Consider the following 16,897-nt stretch of genomic DNA (forward strand, 5'->3'; position numbering starts at 1 on the left):
GTGGATTTGAAAGAAGAAAGGGTGAAAGCGTGGGCAACCGTATAGTTAAATGGCTCGTCTTACTTTGTACGATATTACTTCTGTCGGCATGTGGTGCAGCCTCACAGGAAAAAGTGTTGAAGAAAGTGAATGGTAAATGGGCAGAGACGAATGGTTATGAATTAAATGCATCGATGGAAATTAAATCGGGTGGGGAACCTAGAAATTATGATGTAACAGTATGGCACACAAAACCTGATTTCTATCGAGTAGAAGTAGTTGAAAGTGGGAAAGATGTTTCTCAAATGATTGTACGTAATGCTGATGGTGTTTTTGTCGTAACACCGACATTAAACAAAATGTATAAATTCCAAAGTGATTGGCCAAAGAAAAATAGTCAGGCATACCTAATTGGAGCGCTAGCAGAAGATTTAGCAGAAGATAAAAATCTTGTCATGAAAGAAGAAGAAAAAGCATATATATTTGAAGCGGCTACTAGAAATAGCTATAAGAACAGTATGCCACATCAGGTTATAACAGTAGATAAGAAAACTTTATTGCCAACCTCAGTAGTTATTATGAATGATGTGAAAGAAGAGCAAATCAAAATCACATTTAAGAAAATTAAGCTAGGTGTACAACATGCTGCAAAAGAGTATGCAGTTGAACAATTCACTGATAAAGATAACACGAAAGGTGAACAAGCTACACCTGCCGAAAAAGAAGGGCAAGAAGATAATGAGGATAAGGAAGCTGTTGGAGCAGAAGTTGAATATCAAGAATTCCAAACACATTATCCTGTTGTAAATTGGGCACAATTAGCGAATGAAAAAGTTGTGCAGGAAAGTGGAATGGAACGAGTAATCTTAACATACGATGGTGAGAAGGCATTTACTGTTATGCAGCAACCAGTAATGAAGGAAAATTCAATGTTACCTGTATCGTCACCTGGTGATCCAGTTGATTTAGGCTATACAATTGGTGCTATTACAGATACATCAATTAGTTGGGAAAAAGATGGCGTTGAATTCTTTGTAGCATCAAGTAAATTAACGCGAGAAGAAATGATTGAAGTTGCTACATCTATGACGATAAGTAGTATGAAGTAACTTTTCTGGCTACAGCCTTCTGGAATACGGAGGCTGTAGCTTATTGATAATTAAAATGAACCTATAAAGTATAGGCTCATCCGAAAACTAAAACTTTGTGTGTACAAGCTAAATCGACATACTTTGCAATATGTATGTCCTACATAATGTTTTAATTAAAAATAAAGAGGGTATTCTTATGAAGACACAGCAGTTTTTTCGTCCAACAAAAGCAATAATAGACTTACAAGCAATTCAACAAAATGTAAAAAACTTAAAAGAATTTTTACGACCTAATGTTCAAATTATCGCTGTAGTAAAAGCAAATGCGTATGGTCATGGAGATGTAGCCGTTGCACGGGCAGCTCTTGAAGCTGGTGCCACAGTACTTGCAGTGGCAACGCCCGATGAGGCATTACATATTCGAGCACATTTTGAAGAACCAGACATATTAATATTAGGTGCATCTCCAGTTTCGTTTGCTCCTTATGCAGCGCAGCAACGTATTATACTTACGGCATTTGCCGATGATTGGATTCAGCAAGCTGCTTCTCTTTTAGTGGATGAAGCGCTTCCTTTACGACTTCATATAAAAATAGATAGCGGAATGGGTAGAATAGGTATTCGCTCAGAGCAGGAATTATTAGAGCTCTATCAAACAATACAGTCTGCAGATAACATGGAGCTGGATGGAATATTTACACACTTTGCGACAGCTGATGAAGAGGATACGCTACATTTTGATCAACAGGTACAATTTTTTGAGAAATGTTTAGCTGTAATACCTAATAAGCCGCGACTTGTTCATGCATCTAATACAGCCGCCTCATTAGTAAAAGATCCGCATTTACAATATGATGCTGTTAGATTTGGTATTTCGATGTATGGATTATCACCTTCTTCATATGTGAAAAGTATATTACCTTTTCCCTTGTTACCAGCGTTCTCGCTTGAAAGTGAACTTGTTCATGTAAAGCAAATAAAATCAGGTGATCCAGTTGGCTATGGAGCTACATATGTTGCTCCGACAGATATGTGGATAGGAACAATTCCAATTGGCTATGCAGATGGCGTGATTCGCAAGTTAGGTGGACAAGAGGTTTTAATTGATGGACAAAGAATGCCGATTGTTGGACGAATTTGTATGGACCAATGTATGGTTGCCCTACCAAAAGCATATGATATAGGTGAGAAGGTAACACTCATTGGTCGACAAGGAAATACTGGAGTATCGATCGATGAATGGGCAACAAAGCTCGAAACAATTAATTATGAAATACCATGCATTATAACAACAAGAGTTCCTAGAACATATCTTTAGTTGTCTTTCATTAGAATAAGTCAAATCTCAATGTAATGTCATGAGCAATGTTCCAAGTTGAATTTGGTAAATAAATTAGCACTGGAGAACTTATTTCTTTTCCAAAACATAGTAATGGCTCATATTTGAAAACACATTGCAATAATAATTATTCAGCATATACCTTCGACAACCAACATATTTTTACAATTTGTACTTCAAATTGTCAGATATTTTGTCATTTCATGTCTTTTCAACAATATCTTTCAATGATAGAATGGGAAGTAATGAAAAGTGTATGGTTCCGTTGGAGGTGCTTGCTGTGTACGAGAAAAAGTTAAGAGAAGCTACAATTGCTGTTCAAGACAGACTATTTCTACAAACAAAGGAAGTAATTGAAGGTGAATCTTTTGTGCGTATTTTGGCGCGCAAAAATTTAATGCAGGAGCAACCAAATCAAATACGGGAAGCTATGATTAAAGGATATGTTGAAATGTCTCATATTAATTTAATGATTGCGAGCGAATGCTTGCATGCAGAGTATGAAGCACAACATATGGTGGAGCGTCTCGTTAGCGGGGGATGACACTTTGAATGTAAAACGTGGTGACGTTTTTTTTGCAGACTTATCACCGGTAATAGGTTCTGAACAAGGAGGCACTAGGCCGGTGCTGATTATTCAAAATGATATTGGCAATCGATTTAGTCCGACTGTCATCATCGCAGCTATCACTGCACAGATTCAAAAGGCAAAGTTACCGACACACGTTGAAATCAATGCTGAAAAGTATGGTTTTGAACGTGATTCGGTTATTTTGCTAGAACAAGTGCGGACAATTGATAAGTCAAGATTGACGGATCGTATTACGCAACTGGATCATGCTGTGATGGAAAAAGTTGATGGTGCGTTGATGATTAGTTTAGGTCTAGTTAAATTTTGATATACATATGTGTATAGAAGCATCGAGATTATGATATCTCGATGCTTTTTTGTCTTATATCCTTGAAATGTCTTTACCATAATTTGAATTACGATAGATCTTGCTCAACGAACGATTTTGCTACGAAAGATGAAGTACCTGAAATAATTAAGCTAAGGTGTAATTGATAAATGTTACAAAAAGCTTTAAGATATACACAAGATTTTTAATAAAAATAGATTTTTGAAAAAATTCTTAAAAGGTATATGAAAATTTACATAGAATATTCCATTTATAGAGGCAATTCATTCATTTTAAATGATGGCAAGCAGTTTGAATAAAAGTGTAAGAGTATAACTCCAAAGGAAATGGAGGGACAGCAGTGACATATAGGTCTTCGGTTGAAATTATTACAGAGTGGGATATTGTTGCAGCTAGACAACTGGGGCGCAATGAAGCAAAAGCACTTGGATTTGGCACTGTTGATCAAGCCCGCATCACCACAGCAATTAGTGAATTAGCACGAAATATTTATTTATATGCAAGTATAGGTATCATAGCAATTGAAAGGGTTGAAGCAGATACTGAAAAGAAAATAGTTGTTGTTGCAACAGATCAAGGGCCTGGTATTAAAGATGTTCGTAAAGTAATGGAGGATGGTTATTCCACCTCGGGGGGGCTAGGTGCTGGTTTGCCAGGTGTTAAACGATTGATGGATAGTTTAGATATTCAATCTGTCGTTGGAGAGGGAACAACGATAAGAGCGGAAAAATGGTTGCGTTAGGACGTGAAGAAAACTGAAACAATTAGAAGCTCAGTATAAAAAAATATTAGCAGATTATATGGTCAACCAAACAGAAAGAAATTTATATATCGCTCAGAACTTCACACGTCAGTTAATTCAAAAAAATATCTCTCCCGAGGATGTTATTAGCATTCATAAAAATGCTGTAGAACAAATATTTCCGAATCAAATGAACGAATCACAGCCTGCTTATGATTTTTTGATTGAAGTAATGGTGCATTATGGAATGGCACATAGAGAGCATCAAAGTTTACTTCAAAAGCAAGCTGAATATGAAATGGAAATGAAAATAGCGACAAACATCCAAAAAACATTGTTGAAAACTTATGTGCCGAATATGCAAAATATTGATATAGGTATGATTTCAGTACCTATTCGAAAAATGAACGGCGATTATGTACATTTTTTTCATGATGGAGAAGAATATTTGAGTGTGGCTGTGACAGATGTTGTCGGTAAAGGAGTTCCTGCTGCTTTATGTATGTCGATGGTGAAATATGGACTTGAAACATTAGTATATGCATATAAAGATCCCTCATATGTTTTAGAAGTTATTAATAGGGTAATAGAAAAAGGTGTGGATGACAGTATGTTTGTTTCGATGTTTTATGGCTGCTTAGATGTAGAGCAAAACATTTTTTCTTATGCTTCGGCAGGCCATGAACCAGCTTTACATTATAGTGCAAAGAACGATCAGTTCTTTACCTTAGAGGCTAAAGGTTTACTATTGGGTGTATTGTCTGAAACAAACTATACGTTTCATGAAATTGTGTTAGAAGAGAATGATTTGATTATTATGATGACCGACGGTGTGACAGAATTTAGAGTGAAAGAAGAATTAAATTCGCGAGAGGTAATCACAACTTTAATAAAAGAAAATAGACATTTATCTGCCCAGCAATTGTGTCAGCTCCTTTATAAGGAAATAGAGAGAGTGCAAAATTTTAAACTATTTGATGATTTTACTGTAGTTATTTTAAAAAAATAGGTTTAAGTTTAAATTGAACAGGGTAGAGAAAATAGTCTAACAAATATGGTGGAGGTGTGCTATATGGACGTAACGATACATTTTAAAGAAATTGATCATAAATTATTTGGCTTTGTTGAGGGTGAGATTGATACGTTTACTGCTTCAGGATTACGAGACGAATTAGAAGCTGTAAAGATTACAGAGGGTTTAGAAATTGAGCTTGATCTATCAAAGGTAAATTACATGGATAGTACAGGACTTGGGATTTTTGTTGCCTTTTATAAAAGAGCATTACGTGAAAATGGTAAAGTAAAGCTCGTTGGTTTATCGAATAGGTTACAAAGATTATTTGAAATTACTGGTCTTAGTGATTTGATGGATATCGAAACTGATAAAAAGGTGGAATTAAGATAATGAAGGAATTTGACTATATTGAAATAAGAGTTCCTGCTAAACCGCAATTTGTCAGTGTCATTCGATTAACTGTCTCGGGCTTAGCGAGTAGGATTGGTTTTAATTATGATGATATTGAAGATTTAAAAATTGCAGCAAGTGAGGCTGTGACAAATGTTGTTCACCATGCTTATAAAGACGAAGAAGAGGGTGAAATTGTCATCGGGTGTGCGCTGTATGACAATAAAATGGAAATGATGATTGCGGATTACGGCAATAGTTTTAATTTTGAAGAGATTAAGTCTAAGATTGGGCCGTATCATCCTGAAGAAAGTATTGCAGGGCTAAGAGAAGGTGGTTTGGGACTTTATTTAATGGAAACTTTGATGGATGAGGTGATGATCAATAACGATGGTGGCGTAACTGTCTTCATGACAAAGTATGTCACTAGGGAGCAGGTGGAGAAAAATGTCGAAAGAATCACTACATAAATCTTCATCTAAAGAAGATGTACTTAAGTGGATTGAATTGTACCAGTCAACGGAGGATGATGAAGCACAAACCAATTTAGTGATTCATTATCGATATCTAGTTGAATCTATAGCTCGTAAATATTCGAATGGTAAATCTTATTATGATGATATTGTTCAAGTAGGGATGCTGGGATTGTTAGGTGCAATAAGACGTTTTGATCCGAATGTTGGTCGTAGTTTTGAAGCTTTTGCCGTGCCAACAATTGTTGGGGAAATCAAACGTTTTTTACGTGATAAAACATGGGATGTGCATGTACCTAGACGTATAAAGGAACTTGGGCCGAGGATTAAATCAACTGTGGAGGCGCTGACAATTGAATTACAGCGTTCTCCATCCATTAAAGATATTGCTGAACGATTAGAAGTAGCAGAGGAAGAGGTACTAGAAGCTATGGAAATGAGCCGTAGTTATCAAGCTCTTTCTATGGACCATTCGATAGAGTCAGACTCAGATGGTAGTACAGTCACGTTATTCGATATTTTGGGCAGGGAAGACGATGGCTATGAAATGACCAATAAACGAATGATTGTTTCAGAGGCGCTGGTTGTGTTGAATGAGAGGGAAAAACAAATTATTCAGCTTACATATCTAGAGCAACTTAGTCAAAAAGAAGCTGGAGAACGATTAGGGATTTCTCAAATGCATGTATCGAGGATACAAAGGAAAGCAATAAAGAAATTACAAGAGGCTATTCTAGCAAGTGGCAGTGTTTCGCTCTAATCTTTCGTGGGTGTTTAATGAAAAATACCTTTAAAATGAATGGAAATAGTCTACTCATATTCGTCTGAGTAGACTATTTTTTTGCATTTTTAGTAAAGTGTAATGGTAAAATGAAAAGAAAAAGGTAGTGATGATGTGGAGCAAAAGCAAATGTTACAGCTCATTGCAAAGGATGTAGCAGTCAAACCAGGGCAAGTAGAAGCTGTTATTAACTTATTAGAAGAGGGAAATACGGTACCATTTATTGCGCGCTATCGAAAAGAGGTTACAGGATCACTTGATGAGGTGCAAATTAAAGCTGTAGAAGATCGTTATCACTACATACAGCAACTTGAACAACGAAAAGAAGAAGTTATACGATTAATCCAAGAGCAAGAAAAGCTTACACCAGAATTAGAGCAGGCTATTCTTTCTGCAACAATCTTACAACGTGTTGAGGATTTATATAGACCTTATAAGCAAAAACGACGTACAAAGGCGACGATTGCAAAAGAGAAAGGTTTAGAGCCTCTTGCAGATCTCCTGTTAGCATTTAGTGATGATGCATTAGAGCAATTAGCAACTGACTTTGTGGACAACGAACAAGTTGCTAATACGGAAGAAGCCCTGATAGGAGCTCGAGATATATTAGCAGAACGTTTTGCGGACGATGCCTCTATTCGTGAAAAAATCCGAGCTTATTCATGGAAAGATGGAATTCTTGTGACGTCTGTGAAAAATACAGAAATCGACGAGAAAAATGTTTTTGAAATGTATTACGAATATGAAGAGCCTGTTAGTCGCATTGTACCACACCGTATTTTAGCAATAAACCGAGGAGAGAAAGAAGAAATCTTAAAGGTTTCTATTCATGTGCCGGTGGACCGAGTATTAATGATTATGTGGAAAGAATGGATACCTGCAACTGGTTCGTCTCCTGCTATTGCAGAAGTTAAACTAGCAATCGAGGATTCGTACAAGCGTTTAATTCAGCCTTCAATTGAAAGGGAATTACGAAACGAGCTTACAGAAAAAGCTGAGGCACAGGCTATTCATATTTTTTCTGAAAATTTACGTAACCTATTGCTACAACCACCTATGAAAGGTAAATATGTTTTAGGGGTTGATCCAGCTTACCGTACAGGTTGCAAGCTGGCGGTTGTAGATGAAACTGGGAAAATGCTTGAGGTTACAGCTATTTACCCACATCCACCGAAACCAGATGTGGCAAAATCCAAAGCTATTGTAAAAGGAATTTTGGCAAAGTATCCAATAAGTATAATTGCCATTGGTAATGGTACAGCATCTCGGGAGACAGAACAATTTATCGCGGATGTATTAAATGAACTTACTACTGACATAGCCTATGTGATTGTCAATGAAGCGGGGGCATCTGTTTATTCAGCGTCTGAAATTGCACGTACAGAATTTCCTGATTTACAGGTTGAACAACGTAGTGCTGTCTCCATTGCACGTCGCTTACAGGATCCTTTATCAGAGTTAGTGAAAATTGAACCAAAAGCTGTGGGTGTAGGTCAGTATCAGCATGATGTTTCTCAAAAAAAATTAAATGAATCGCTATCTTTTATAGTAGAAACAGCTGTTAACCAAGTTGGTGTAGATGTAAATACGGCTTCATCATCACTCTTACAATATGTTTCTGGTCTATCAAAAACTGTTGCAGAGAATATCGTAAAGACGCGAGAGGAAAATGGTCAATTTACTACACGTGCGCAATTAAAGAAGATTCCAAGGTTAGGCGCCAAAACGTATGAACAAGCTATTGGTTTCCTACGTGTCCCAGAAGCAAAAAATCCGTTTGATGCTACAGGTATTCATCCTGAGAGCTATGCCCTTGCTGAGCAAATATTAGCAGAGGCTCAAATAGATAAAAAAGAGTTAGGGACACAGAAGGCAGAGGATGCTATTGCAGCACTAAATATCCAAAAATTAAGTGATGTGCTTGGAGTAGGAGTTGTGACAATTCAAGATATCGTGGATACCTTAATGAAACCTAGTCGTGACCCACGTGATGCATTCCCACAACCATTGCTTAAGACTGATGTATTAAAAATGGAAGATTTAAAAGTAGGTATGGAATTGCAGGGGACGGTAAGAAATGTAGTAGATTTCGGCGCATTTGTTGACATTGGCGTGAAGCAAGATGGACTTGTGCATATTTCTAAACTCCAAAATAAACGTATTAAGCATCCATTAGAAGTTGTGGCACTTGGGGATATTGTAACTGTCTGGGTTGAACAAATAGATGTAACGAAAGGACGTATCTCTTTAACGATGCTTCCTCCTAAAAATCAAGCATTAGTTTGAGTACTAAATTTTTGCCACACTGTCTATACTACGCAGTGTGGTATTCTTGTTGTTAGAGGTGATTACTGTGGACAATCAAGAATTACAAGAGCTTGTTCGTCGCTTATCTTTAGAAAACTTTCAGAGGCCTTTTCTGCATCAAGCCTACTTTAATCCGAGATTACGGTCAACGGGAGGACGATATCTTTTACAATCCCATAATATTGAGATTAATCCTAAAGCCTATGAGTTATACGGTTTGAAAGAGATTCAAGGTATTGTTTTACACGAATTATGCCATTATCACCTACATATTGAAGGTAAAGGGTATCAGCATCGAGATAAAGATTTTAGAGAATTATTAAGGAAAGTAGATGCCCCTCGATTTTGCGCAGTTTTACATGTCCCGAAAGCTACAGTTAAAAAACAACGACGACGCTATACATATACTTGTGTCAATTGCCACCAATTATATATACGGAAAATAAAAATGAATGTTGAAAGGTATTGTTGCAGTAAGTGTTTGGGGAAATTAAAATTAGTAGAGTAAAAAAAGTTTAAAAAATAGTTGACGTTTTGTTGAGTTGTCCCTATAATAGTAAAAGTCGACAAGATAACGACGACAACATAACATGAATTATTCCGAAGTAGCTCAGTTGGTAGTAGCACCTGACTGTTAATCAGGTTGTCGCAGGTTCGAGTCCTGCCTTCGGAGCCATGGCCCCTTGGTCAAGTGGTTAAGACACCGCCCTTTCACGGCGGTAACACGGGTTCGAATCCCGTAGGGGTCATTTTTCATAATTTAATGTAAATAATATTTTGGTCCCGTGGTGTAGCGGTTAACATGCCTGCCTGTCACGCAGGAGATCGCCGGTTCGATCCCGGTCGGGACCGCCACTTATTGGGGTATAGCCAAGCGGTAAGGCAACGGATTTTGATTCCGTCATGCCTAGGTTCGAATCCTAGTACCCCAGCCATTCATTTCTTAATTCGAGCCATTAGCTCAGTTGGTAGAGCATCTGACTTTTAATCAGAGGGTCGAAGGTTCGAGTCCTTCATGGCTCATCTCTTTAAGAAAAAGAGTTGACTTTTTGAATTATCATAGTATAATAAAAAAGTTACTAATTGAATGCGGTCGTGGCGGAACGGCAGACGCGCTAGGTTGAGGGCCTAGTGGGGGCAACCCCGTGGAGGTTCAAGTCCTCTCGGCCGCACCAAGTCAATTAATTAATTTCATATGCGCCCGTAGCTCAATTGGATAGAGCGTCTGACTACGGATCAGAAGGTTGTGGGTTCGACTCCTGCCGGGCGCGCCATTTTCAAGAAAATATATGCGGGTGTAGTTTAATGGTAAAACCTCAGCCTTCCAAGCTGATGTCGTGAGTTCGATTCTCATCACCCGCTCCAAAAAGTGTTGACAACCTCTTGGTTGTATGGTAAATTTAAATAGTTGTCCAAAAGGGCGATGACATGAACCTTGAAAACTGAACAAGCAAAACGTAATCAATAAAGTTTTAAGTAGCTAGTTTTGCTAGTGAACAAAACACAATTTTGGACATCAAACATGATGCCAGCAAAACAATTTGAGCTAATCAAATTTCTTTTATGGAGAGTTTGATCCTGGCTCAGGACGAACGCTGGCGGCGTGCCTAATACATGCAAGTCGAGCGAACAGAAAAGGAGCTTGCTCCTTTGACGTTAGCGGCGGACGGGTGAGTAACACGTGGGCAACCTACCCTATAGTTTGGGATAACTCCGGGAAACCGGGGCTAATACCGAATAATCTCTTTTGCTTCATGGTGAAAGACTGAAAGACGGTTTCGGCTGTCGCTATAGGATGGGCCCGCGGCGCATTAGCTAGTTGGTGAGGTAACGGCTCACCAAGGCGACGATGCGTAGCCGACCTGAGAGGGTGATCGGCCACACTGGGACTGAGACACGGCCCAGACTCCTACGGGAGGCAGCAGTAGGGAATCTTCCACAATGGGCGAAAGCCTGATGGAGCAACGCCGCGTGAGTGAAGAAGGTTTTCGGATCGTAAAACTCTGTTGTAAGGGAAGAACAAGTACAGTAGTAACTGGCTGTACCTTGACGGTACCTTATTAGAAAGCCACGGCTAACTACGTGCCAGCAGCCGCGGTAATACGTAGGTGGCAAGCGTTGTCCGGAATTATTGGGCGTAAAGCGCGCGCAGGCGGTCCTTTAAGTCTGATGTGAAAGCCCACGGCTCAACCGTGGAGGGTCATTGGAAACTGGGGGACTTGAGTGCAGAAGAGGAAAGTGGAATTCCAAGTGTAGCGGTGAAATGCGTAGAGATTTGGAGGAACACCAGTGGCGAAGGCGACTTTCTGGTCTGTAACTGACGCTGAGGCGCGAAAGCGTGGGGAGCAAACAGGATTAGATACCCTGGTAGTCCACGCCGTAAACAATGAGTGCTAAGTGTTAGGGGGTTTCCGCCCCTTAGTGCTGCAGCTAACGCATTAAGCACTCCGCCTGGGGAGTACGGTCGCAAGACTGAAACTCAAAGGAATTGACGGGGGCCCGCACAAGCGGTGGAGCATGTGGTTTAATTCGAAGCAACGCGAAGAACCTTACCAGGTCTTGACATCCCGTTGACCACTGTAGAGATATAGTTTCCCCTTCGGGGGCAACGGTGACAGGTGGTGCATGGTTGTCGTCAGCTCGTGTCGTGAGATGTTGGGTTAAGTCCCGCAACGAGCGCAACCCTTGATCTTAGTTGCCATCATTTAGTTGGGCACTCTAAGGTGACTGCCGGTGACAAACCGGAGGAAGGTGGGGATGACGTCAAATCATCATGCCCCTTATGACCTGGGCTACACACGTGCTACAATGGACGATACAAACGGTTGCCAACTCGCGAGAGGGAGCTAATCCGATAAAGTCGTTCTCAGTTCGGATTGTAGGCTGCAACTCGCCTACATGAAGCCGGAATCGCTAGTAATCGCGGATCAGCATGCCGCGGTGAATACGTTCCCGGGCCTTGTACACACCGCCCGTCACACCACGAGAGTTTGTAACACCCGAAGTCGGTGAGGTAACCTTTTGGAGCCAGCCGCCGAAGGTGGGATAGATGATTGGGGTGAAGTCGTAACAAGGTAGCCGTATCGGAAGGTGCGGCTGGATCACCTCCTTTCTAAGGATTATTTCGGAATACAAACCTTGGGTTTGTAAGATTACGTTTTGCGTTCAGTTTTGAAGGTTCATTCTATCTGAATGAAACACTTCAAAACTTGTTCTTTGAAAACTGGATAAAACGACATTGAAATTGTAACAAACACATTTATTTTTTAAGTTTTTTATAGGCTTAATAACTTGGTTAAGTTATTAAGGGCGCACGGCGAATGCCTTGGCACTAGGAGCCGAAGAAGGACGGCACTAACACCGATATGCTTCGGGGAGCTGTAAGTGAGCTTTGATCCGGAGATTTCCGAATGGGGGAACCCACTACGTTTAATCGCGTAGTATCTTGACGTGAATACATAGCGTCTTGAAGGCAGACCCAGGGAACTGAAACATCTAAGTACCTGGAGGAAGAGAAAGAAAAATCGATTCCCTGAGTAGCGGCGAGCGAAACGGGAAGAGCCCAAACCAAGAGGCTTGCCTCTTGGGGTTGTAGGACACTCTATACGGAGTTACAAAAGAGCGAGTTAGATGAAGCGACTTGGAAAGGTCCGCCAGAGCAGGTAAAAGCCCTGTAGTCGAAAGTTCGTTCTCTCCTGAGTGGATCCTGAGTACGGCGGAACACGTGAAATTCCGTCGGAATCCGGGAGGACCATCTCCCAAGGCTAAATACTACCTAGTGACCGATAGTGAACCAGTACCGTGAGGGAAAGGTGAAAAGCACCCCGGAAGGGGAGTGAAAGAGATCCTGAAACCGTGTGCCTACAAGTAGTTAGAGCCCGTTAATGGGTGATAGCGTGCCTTTTGTAGAATGAACCGGCGAGTTACGATTACGTGCGAGGTTAAGCTTTAGAAGGCGGAGCCGCAGCGAAAGCGAGTCTGAATAGGGCGAAATAGTACGTGGTCGTAGACCCGAAACCAGGTGATCTACCCATGTCCAGGGTGAAGGTGAGGTAACACTTACTGGAGGCCCGAACCCACGCACGTTGAAAAGTGCGGGGATGAGGTGTGGGTAGCGGAGAAATTCCAATCGAACTTGGAGATAGCTGGTTCTCTCCGAAATAGCTTTAGGGCTAGCCTCGTGATGAGAATACTGGAGGTAGAGCACTGTTTGGACTAGGGGGCCATCCCGGTTTACCGAATTCAGACAAACTCCGAATGCCAGATATTTATACACGGGAGTCAGACTGCGAGTGATAAGATCCGTAGTCAAAAGGGAAACAGCCCAGACCACCAGCTAAGGTCCCAAAGTAATCGTTAAGTGGAAAAGGATGTGGCGTTGCACAGACAACCAGGATGTTGGCTTAGAAGCAGCCATCATTTAAAGAGTGCGTAATAGCTCACTGGTCGAGTGACGCTGCGCCGAAAATGTATCGGGGCTAAACGATTCACCGAAGCTGTGGATTGACATCTACGATGTCAGTGGTAGGAGAGCGTTCTAAGTGCGTTGAAGTCAGATCGGAAGGACTGGTGGAGCGCTTAGAAGTGAGAATGCCGGTATGAGTAGCGAAAGACGGGTGAGAATCCCGTCCACCGTATGACTAAGGTTTCCTGAGGAAGGCTCGTCCGCTCAGGGTTAGTCGGGACCTAAGCCGAGGCCGATAGGCGTAGGCGATGGACAACAGGTTGATATTCCTGTACCACCTCCTCACCGTTTGAGAAATGGGGGGACGCAGTAGGATAGGGTAAGCGCGCCGTTGGTTGTGCGCGTCCAAGCAGTAAGGCGTGTGTGTAGGCAAATCCGCACACTGTAACGTTGAGCTGTGATGGCGAGTCCGTATGGACGAAGTTCCTGATTTCACACTGCCAAGAAAAGCCTCTATCGAGGTGAGAGGTGCCCGTACCGCAAACCGACACAGGTAGTCGAGGAGAGAATCCTAAGGTGTGCGAGAGAACTCTCGTTAAGGAACTCGGCAAAATGACCCCGTAACTTCGGGAGAAGGGGTGCTCTTGAGCGTGCAAGCGCATGAGAGCCGCAGTGAATAGGCCCAGGCGACTGTTTAGCAAAAACACAGGTCTCTGCAAAACCGTAAGGTGACGTATAGGGGCTGACGCCTGCCCGGTGCTGGAAGGTTAAGAGGAGTGGTTAGCGCAAGCGAAGCTGCGAATTGAAGCCCCAGTAAACGGCGGCCGTAACTATAACGGTCCTAAGGTAGCGAAATTCCTTGTCGGGTAAGTTCCGACCCGCACGAAAGGCGTAACGATCTGGGCACTGTCTCAACGAGAGACTCGGTGAAATTATAGTACCTGTGAAGATGCAGGTTACCCGCGACAGGACGGAAAGACCCCGTGGAGCTTTACTGTAGCCTGATATTGAATTTTGGTACAACTTGTACAGGATAGGTAGGAGCCAGAGATCTCGGAGCGCCAGCTTCGAAGGAGGCGTCGGTGGGATACTACCCTGGTTGTATTGAAATTCTAACCCATGCCCCTTAGCGGGGCAGGAGACAGTGTCAGGCGGACAGTTTGACTGGGGCGGTCGCCTCCTAAAAGGTAACGGAGGCGCCCAAAGGTTCCCTCAGAATGGTTGGAAATCATTCGTAGAGTGTAAAGGCACAAGGGAGCTTGACTGCGAGACCTACAAGTCGAGCAGGGTCGAAAGACGGGCTTAGTGATCCGGTGGTTCCGCATGGAAGGGCCATCGCTCAACGGATAAAAGCTACCCCGGGGATAACAGGCTTATCTCCCCCAAGAGTCCACATCGACGGGGAGGTTTGGCACCTCGATGTCGGCTCATCGCATCCTGGGGCTGTAGTCGGTCCCAAGGGTTGGGCTGTTCGCCCATTAAAGCGGTACGCGAGCTGGGTTCAGAACGTCGTGAGACAGTTCGGTCCCTATCCGTCGTGGGCGTAGGAAATTTGAGAGGAGCTGTCCTTAGTACGAGAGGACCGGGATGGACACACCGCTGGTGTACCAGTTGTCTTGCCAAAGGCATCGCTGGGTAGCTATGTGTGGACGGGATAAGTGCTGAAAGCATCTAAGCATGAAGCCCCCCTCAAGATGAGATTTCCCATTACGCAAGTAAGTAAGATCCCTCAAAGACGATGAGGTAGATAGGTTCGAGGTGGAAGTGTGGTGACACATGGAGCTGACGAATACTAATCGATCGAGGACTTAACCAAAACGTTTGAAACATTCAATGCACCGTTTATCCAGTTTTGAAAGAATAAATCTTTCAACAAAAAAAGAGAGCTTCAAGACACAAGTAGTACAAGGAAGCAAACGAGTGATTGAAGGAGCGTACTTCTGTACGTGACTGATTGAACGAGAGCAGCTGACGCAGTAATACGCCGTGTATTGGAGGTCGCATAAGTCTAGTGATGATGGCAAAGAGGTCACACCCGTTCCCATACCGAACACGGAAGTTAAGCTCTTTAGCGCCGATGGTAGTTGGGGGCTTCCCCCTGTGAGAGTAGGACGTCGCTAGGCAAACAAAACAGTCAGCTGTGTGTTGGCTGTTTTTTCTTTTATAAAAAGAGTAAGTACAAAGAATTTATTGTACTTACTCTTTAAAACATTTGTTATATATCAAAGTAAGCAGCTAAACTTCTTTAATGATATCTCCATATAAAACATCACTTTAATGGGCTATAAAATAATGAGTTCCTTAGGAGAGTGAGTGATGACTTCCACACCTTCTTTTGTAACGATAACATCATCCTCGATTCGAACACCACCTACATTAGGTATATAAATACCCGGTTCGACAGTTAGTACCATATTTTCTTCTAACATGTCTTTACATATGGTAGACATAAATATGTTTTCATGGATATCTAAGCCTATACCATGTCCTGCACCGTGTCCGTAATTTTGTCCATATCCCTTTTTAGTAATGTAGTCTCGTGAATAACTATCGGCCTCTTGTCCAGTTATACCAGCCTTCATATTGGAAAGGGCATGCTGTAAGGCACCATAAACTATTTGATATACTTCTTTTAATTGCTCTAATGGTTCTCCAACAGCAATCGTTCTTGTCATATCAGAACGATAACCTCGGTAGTAAGCACCAAAATCCATTGTCAACATGTCACCTTGCTCCACTATTTTAGAGGATGCTATGCCATGTGGGAGTGCTGAACGATGGCCAGAAGCAATAATCATATCGAAGGCTGCACCTGTTGCACCATTTTTTCGCATATGAGACTCTAATTCATAGGCAATCTCAAGTTCTGAAATACCTGGTTTGATGAATGTCAGAATATGATTAAACGCCTCATCGGAAATCCATGCTGCTTTCTTAATTATTTCAATTTCTTCTGGTGTTTTAATCATCCGTAAATCTTCTACAATAGTAGGCATTGGTTTTAATATAGCTGTCAATTTGCTCTTCATTAATTGATAGCTAAAATAAGTTACATGATGTTGCTCAAAACCAACAGTTTGAATTAATTCCTGTTCAAGAATTTCCTGAATGTTTTCATATAAATGGTTGCGATCAATCTCTAGTACTTCAAAGGTGTCACACTGATTTGTTGCTTGCTGTGTGTAGCGGAAGTCTACTAATAAAAGTGCGCGTGTCTTTGTTACAATAACTGTACCTGCACTACCTGTAAAACCTGTTAGATAGAGACGATTTTGAGCATTTGTGATAATAATTGCATCGGTATTGTGGAGCTGTAAGGCTGCTTGTAATTGTTCTAATTTTGACATGTTATGTTTCCCCCTTCAAAGTTAAATATACTGCAAAATTTGTATCATGTTTAGAGCTTATATGAAATTAGATGTTGATTATGTGGAAAATGCATTGCAGGATAACCT

General features: G+C 41.5%; 12 protein-coding genes, 8 tRNA genes and 3 rRNA genes. 22 read left to right on the forward strand and 1 reads right to left on the reverse strand.

The genetic code is table 11. The annotated features are described in order from the left end of the window. Positions 1-29: 29 nt before the first annotated feature. The 22 genes from ACMGGO_RS01450 to rrf all read left to right on the forward strand — a co-directional run bounded on the left by ACMGGO_RS01450 (position 30) and on the right by rrf (position 15,565). Positions 30-1,088, forward strand: coding sequence for a LolA family protein (locus tag ACMGGO_RS01450; RefSeq protein ID WP_048394283.1), 1,059 nt, complete (start codon positions 30-32; stop codon positions 1,086-1,088). Between the two features lie 178 nt (positions 1,089-1,266). Further along, positions 1,267-2,388 (forward strand): alanine racemase, encoded by a 1,122-nt coding sequence (gene alr / locus ACMGGO_RS01455; RefSeq protein WP_420281524.1) that lies wholly within the window; start codon positions 1,267-1,269, stop codon positions 2,386-2,388. Between the two features lie 301 nt (positions 2,389-2,689). Beyond that, positions 2,690-2,953, forward strand: a complete 264-nt coding sequence (locus ACMGGO_RS01460; RefSeq protein WP_004232053.1) for a hypothetical protein — start codon at positions 2,690-2,692, stop codon at positions 2,951-2,953. Positions 2,954-2,957: 4 nt separating this feature from the next. Continuing rightward, a complete protein-coding gene (locus ACMGGO_RS01465; protein WP_004232054.1) occupies positions 2,958-3,308 on the forward strand; it encodes a type II toxin-antitoxin system PemK/MazF family toxin in 351 nt (116 codons plus the stop codon). Between the two features lie 361 nt (positions 3,309-3,669). After that, complete coding sequence (locus ACMGGO_RS01470; protein WP_048394287.1) at positions 3,670-4,071, forward strand: anti-sigma regulatory factor; 402 nt, start codon at positions 3,670-3,672, stop codon at positions 4,069-4,071. Between the two features lie 58 nt (positions 4,072-4,129). Continuing rightward, a complete protein-coding gene (locus tag ACMGGO_RS01475; RefSeq protein ID WP_048394289.1) occupies positions 4,130-5,080 on the forward strand; it encodes a PP2C family protein-serine/threonine phosphatase in 951 nt (316 codons plus the stop codon). Between the two features lie 63 nt (positions 5,081-5,143). Further along, positions 5,144-5,476 (forward strand): STAS domain-containing protein, encoded by a 333-nt coding sequence (locus tag ACMGGO_RS01480; RefSeq protein ID WP_016993414.1) that lies wholly within the window; start codon positions 5,144-5,146, stop codon positions 5,474-5,476. Beyond that, positions 5,476-5,946 carry an anti-sigma B factor RsbW gene (gene rsbW, locus ACMGGO_RS01485; RefSeq protein ID WP_016993413.1) on the forward strand — a complete coding sequence of 157 codons (471 nt, stop codon included), beginning with the start codon at positions 5,476-5,478 and terminating at the stop codon, positions 5,944-5,946. The genes ACMGGO_RS01480 and rsbW overlap by 1 nt, the downstream gene beginning before the upstream one ends. Further along, a complete protein-coding gene (gene sigB / locus ACMGGO_RS01490) occupies positions 5,924-6,709 on the forward strand; it encodes an RNA polymerase sigma factor SigB (RefSeq protein WP_048394290.1) in 786 nt (261 codons plus the stop codon). Before rsbW ends, sigB begins: the two co-directional genes overlap by 23 nt. A gap of 135 nt (positions 6,710-6,844) precedes the next feature. Then, positions 6,845-9,016: a Tex family protein gene (locus ACMGGO_RS01495; RefSeq protein WP_311198642.1), complete on the forward strand. Its 2,172-nt coding sequence runs from the start codon at positions 6,845-6,847 to the stop codon at positions 9,014-9,016. 67 nt (positions 9,017-9,083) lie between these two features. Beyond that, positions 9,084-9,545 (forward strand): SprT family protein, encoded by a 462-nt coding sequence (locus ACMGGO_RS01500; protein ID WP_048394293.1) that lies wholly within the window; start codon positions 9,084-9,086, stop codon positions 9,543-9,545. Between the two features lie 91 nt (positions 9,546-9,636). After that, positions 9,637-9,713, forward strand: a tRNA-Asn gene (locus ACMGGO_RS01505). Position 9,714: 1 nt separating this feature from the next. Beyond that, positions 9,715-9,786: transfer RNA gene (locus tag ACMGGO_RS01510), tRNA-Glu, on the forward strand. 30 nt (positions 9,787-9,816) lie between these two features. Further along, positions 9,817-9,892 (forward strand) — tRNA-Asp (locus ACMGGO_RS01515). A gap of 5 nt (positions 9,893-9,897) precedes the next feature. Then, positions 9,898-9,972 (forward strand) — tRNA-Gln (locus tag ACMGGO_RS01520). 15 nt (positions 9,973-9,987) lie between these two features. After that, positions 9,988-10,060 (forward strand) — tRNA-Lys (locus tag ACMGGO_RS01525). Between the two features lie 66 nt (positions 10,061-10,126). Then, a tRNA-Leu gene (locus tag ACMGGO_RS01530) sits at positions 10,127-10,212 on the forward strand. 22 nt (positions 10,213-10,234) lie between these two features. After that, a tRNA-Arg gene (locus ACMGGO_RS01535) sits at positions 10,235-10,311 on the forward strand. A 17-nt stretch (positions 10,312-10,328) separates the two neighbouring features. Next, positions 10,329-10,402 (forward strand) — tRNA-Gly (locus ACMGGO_RS01540). A 195-nt stretch (positions 10,403-10,597) separates the two neighbouring features. Next, positions 10,598-12,149, forward strand: a 16S ribosomal RNA gene (locus ACMGGO_RS01545). Between the two features lie 181 nt (positions 12,150-12,330). After that, a 23S ribosomal RNA gene (locus ACMGGO_RS01550) occupies positions 12,331-15,258 on the forward strand. 191 nt (positions 15,259-15,449) lie between these two features. Next, positions 15,450-15,565, forward strand: a 5S ribosomal RNA gene (gene rrf / locus ACMGGO_RS01555). Together the 16S, 23S and 5S rRNA genes with 8 tRNA genes alongside form the textbook arrangement of a ribosomal RNA operon. Positions 15,566-15,724: 159 nt before the next feature. Here the strand turns inward: rrf and ACMGGO_RS01560 are convergent. Beyond that, complete coding sequence (locus ACMGGO_RS01560) at positions 15,725-16,789, reverse strand: M24 family metallopeptidase (protein ID WP_420281525.1); 1,065 nt, start codon at positions 16,787-16,789, stop codon at positions 15,725-15,727. Positions 16,790-16,897: the final 108 nt, after the last annotated feature.

The organism is Lysinibacillus sp. BNK-21 (assembly GCF_048684915.1).
Classification (GTDB): domain Bacteria; phylum Bacillota; class Bacilli; order Bacillales_A; family Planococcaceae; genus Lysinibacillus; species Lysinibacillus capsici.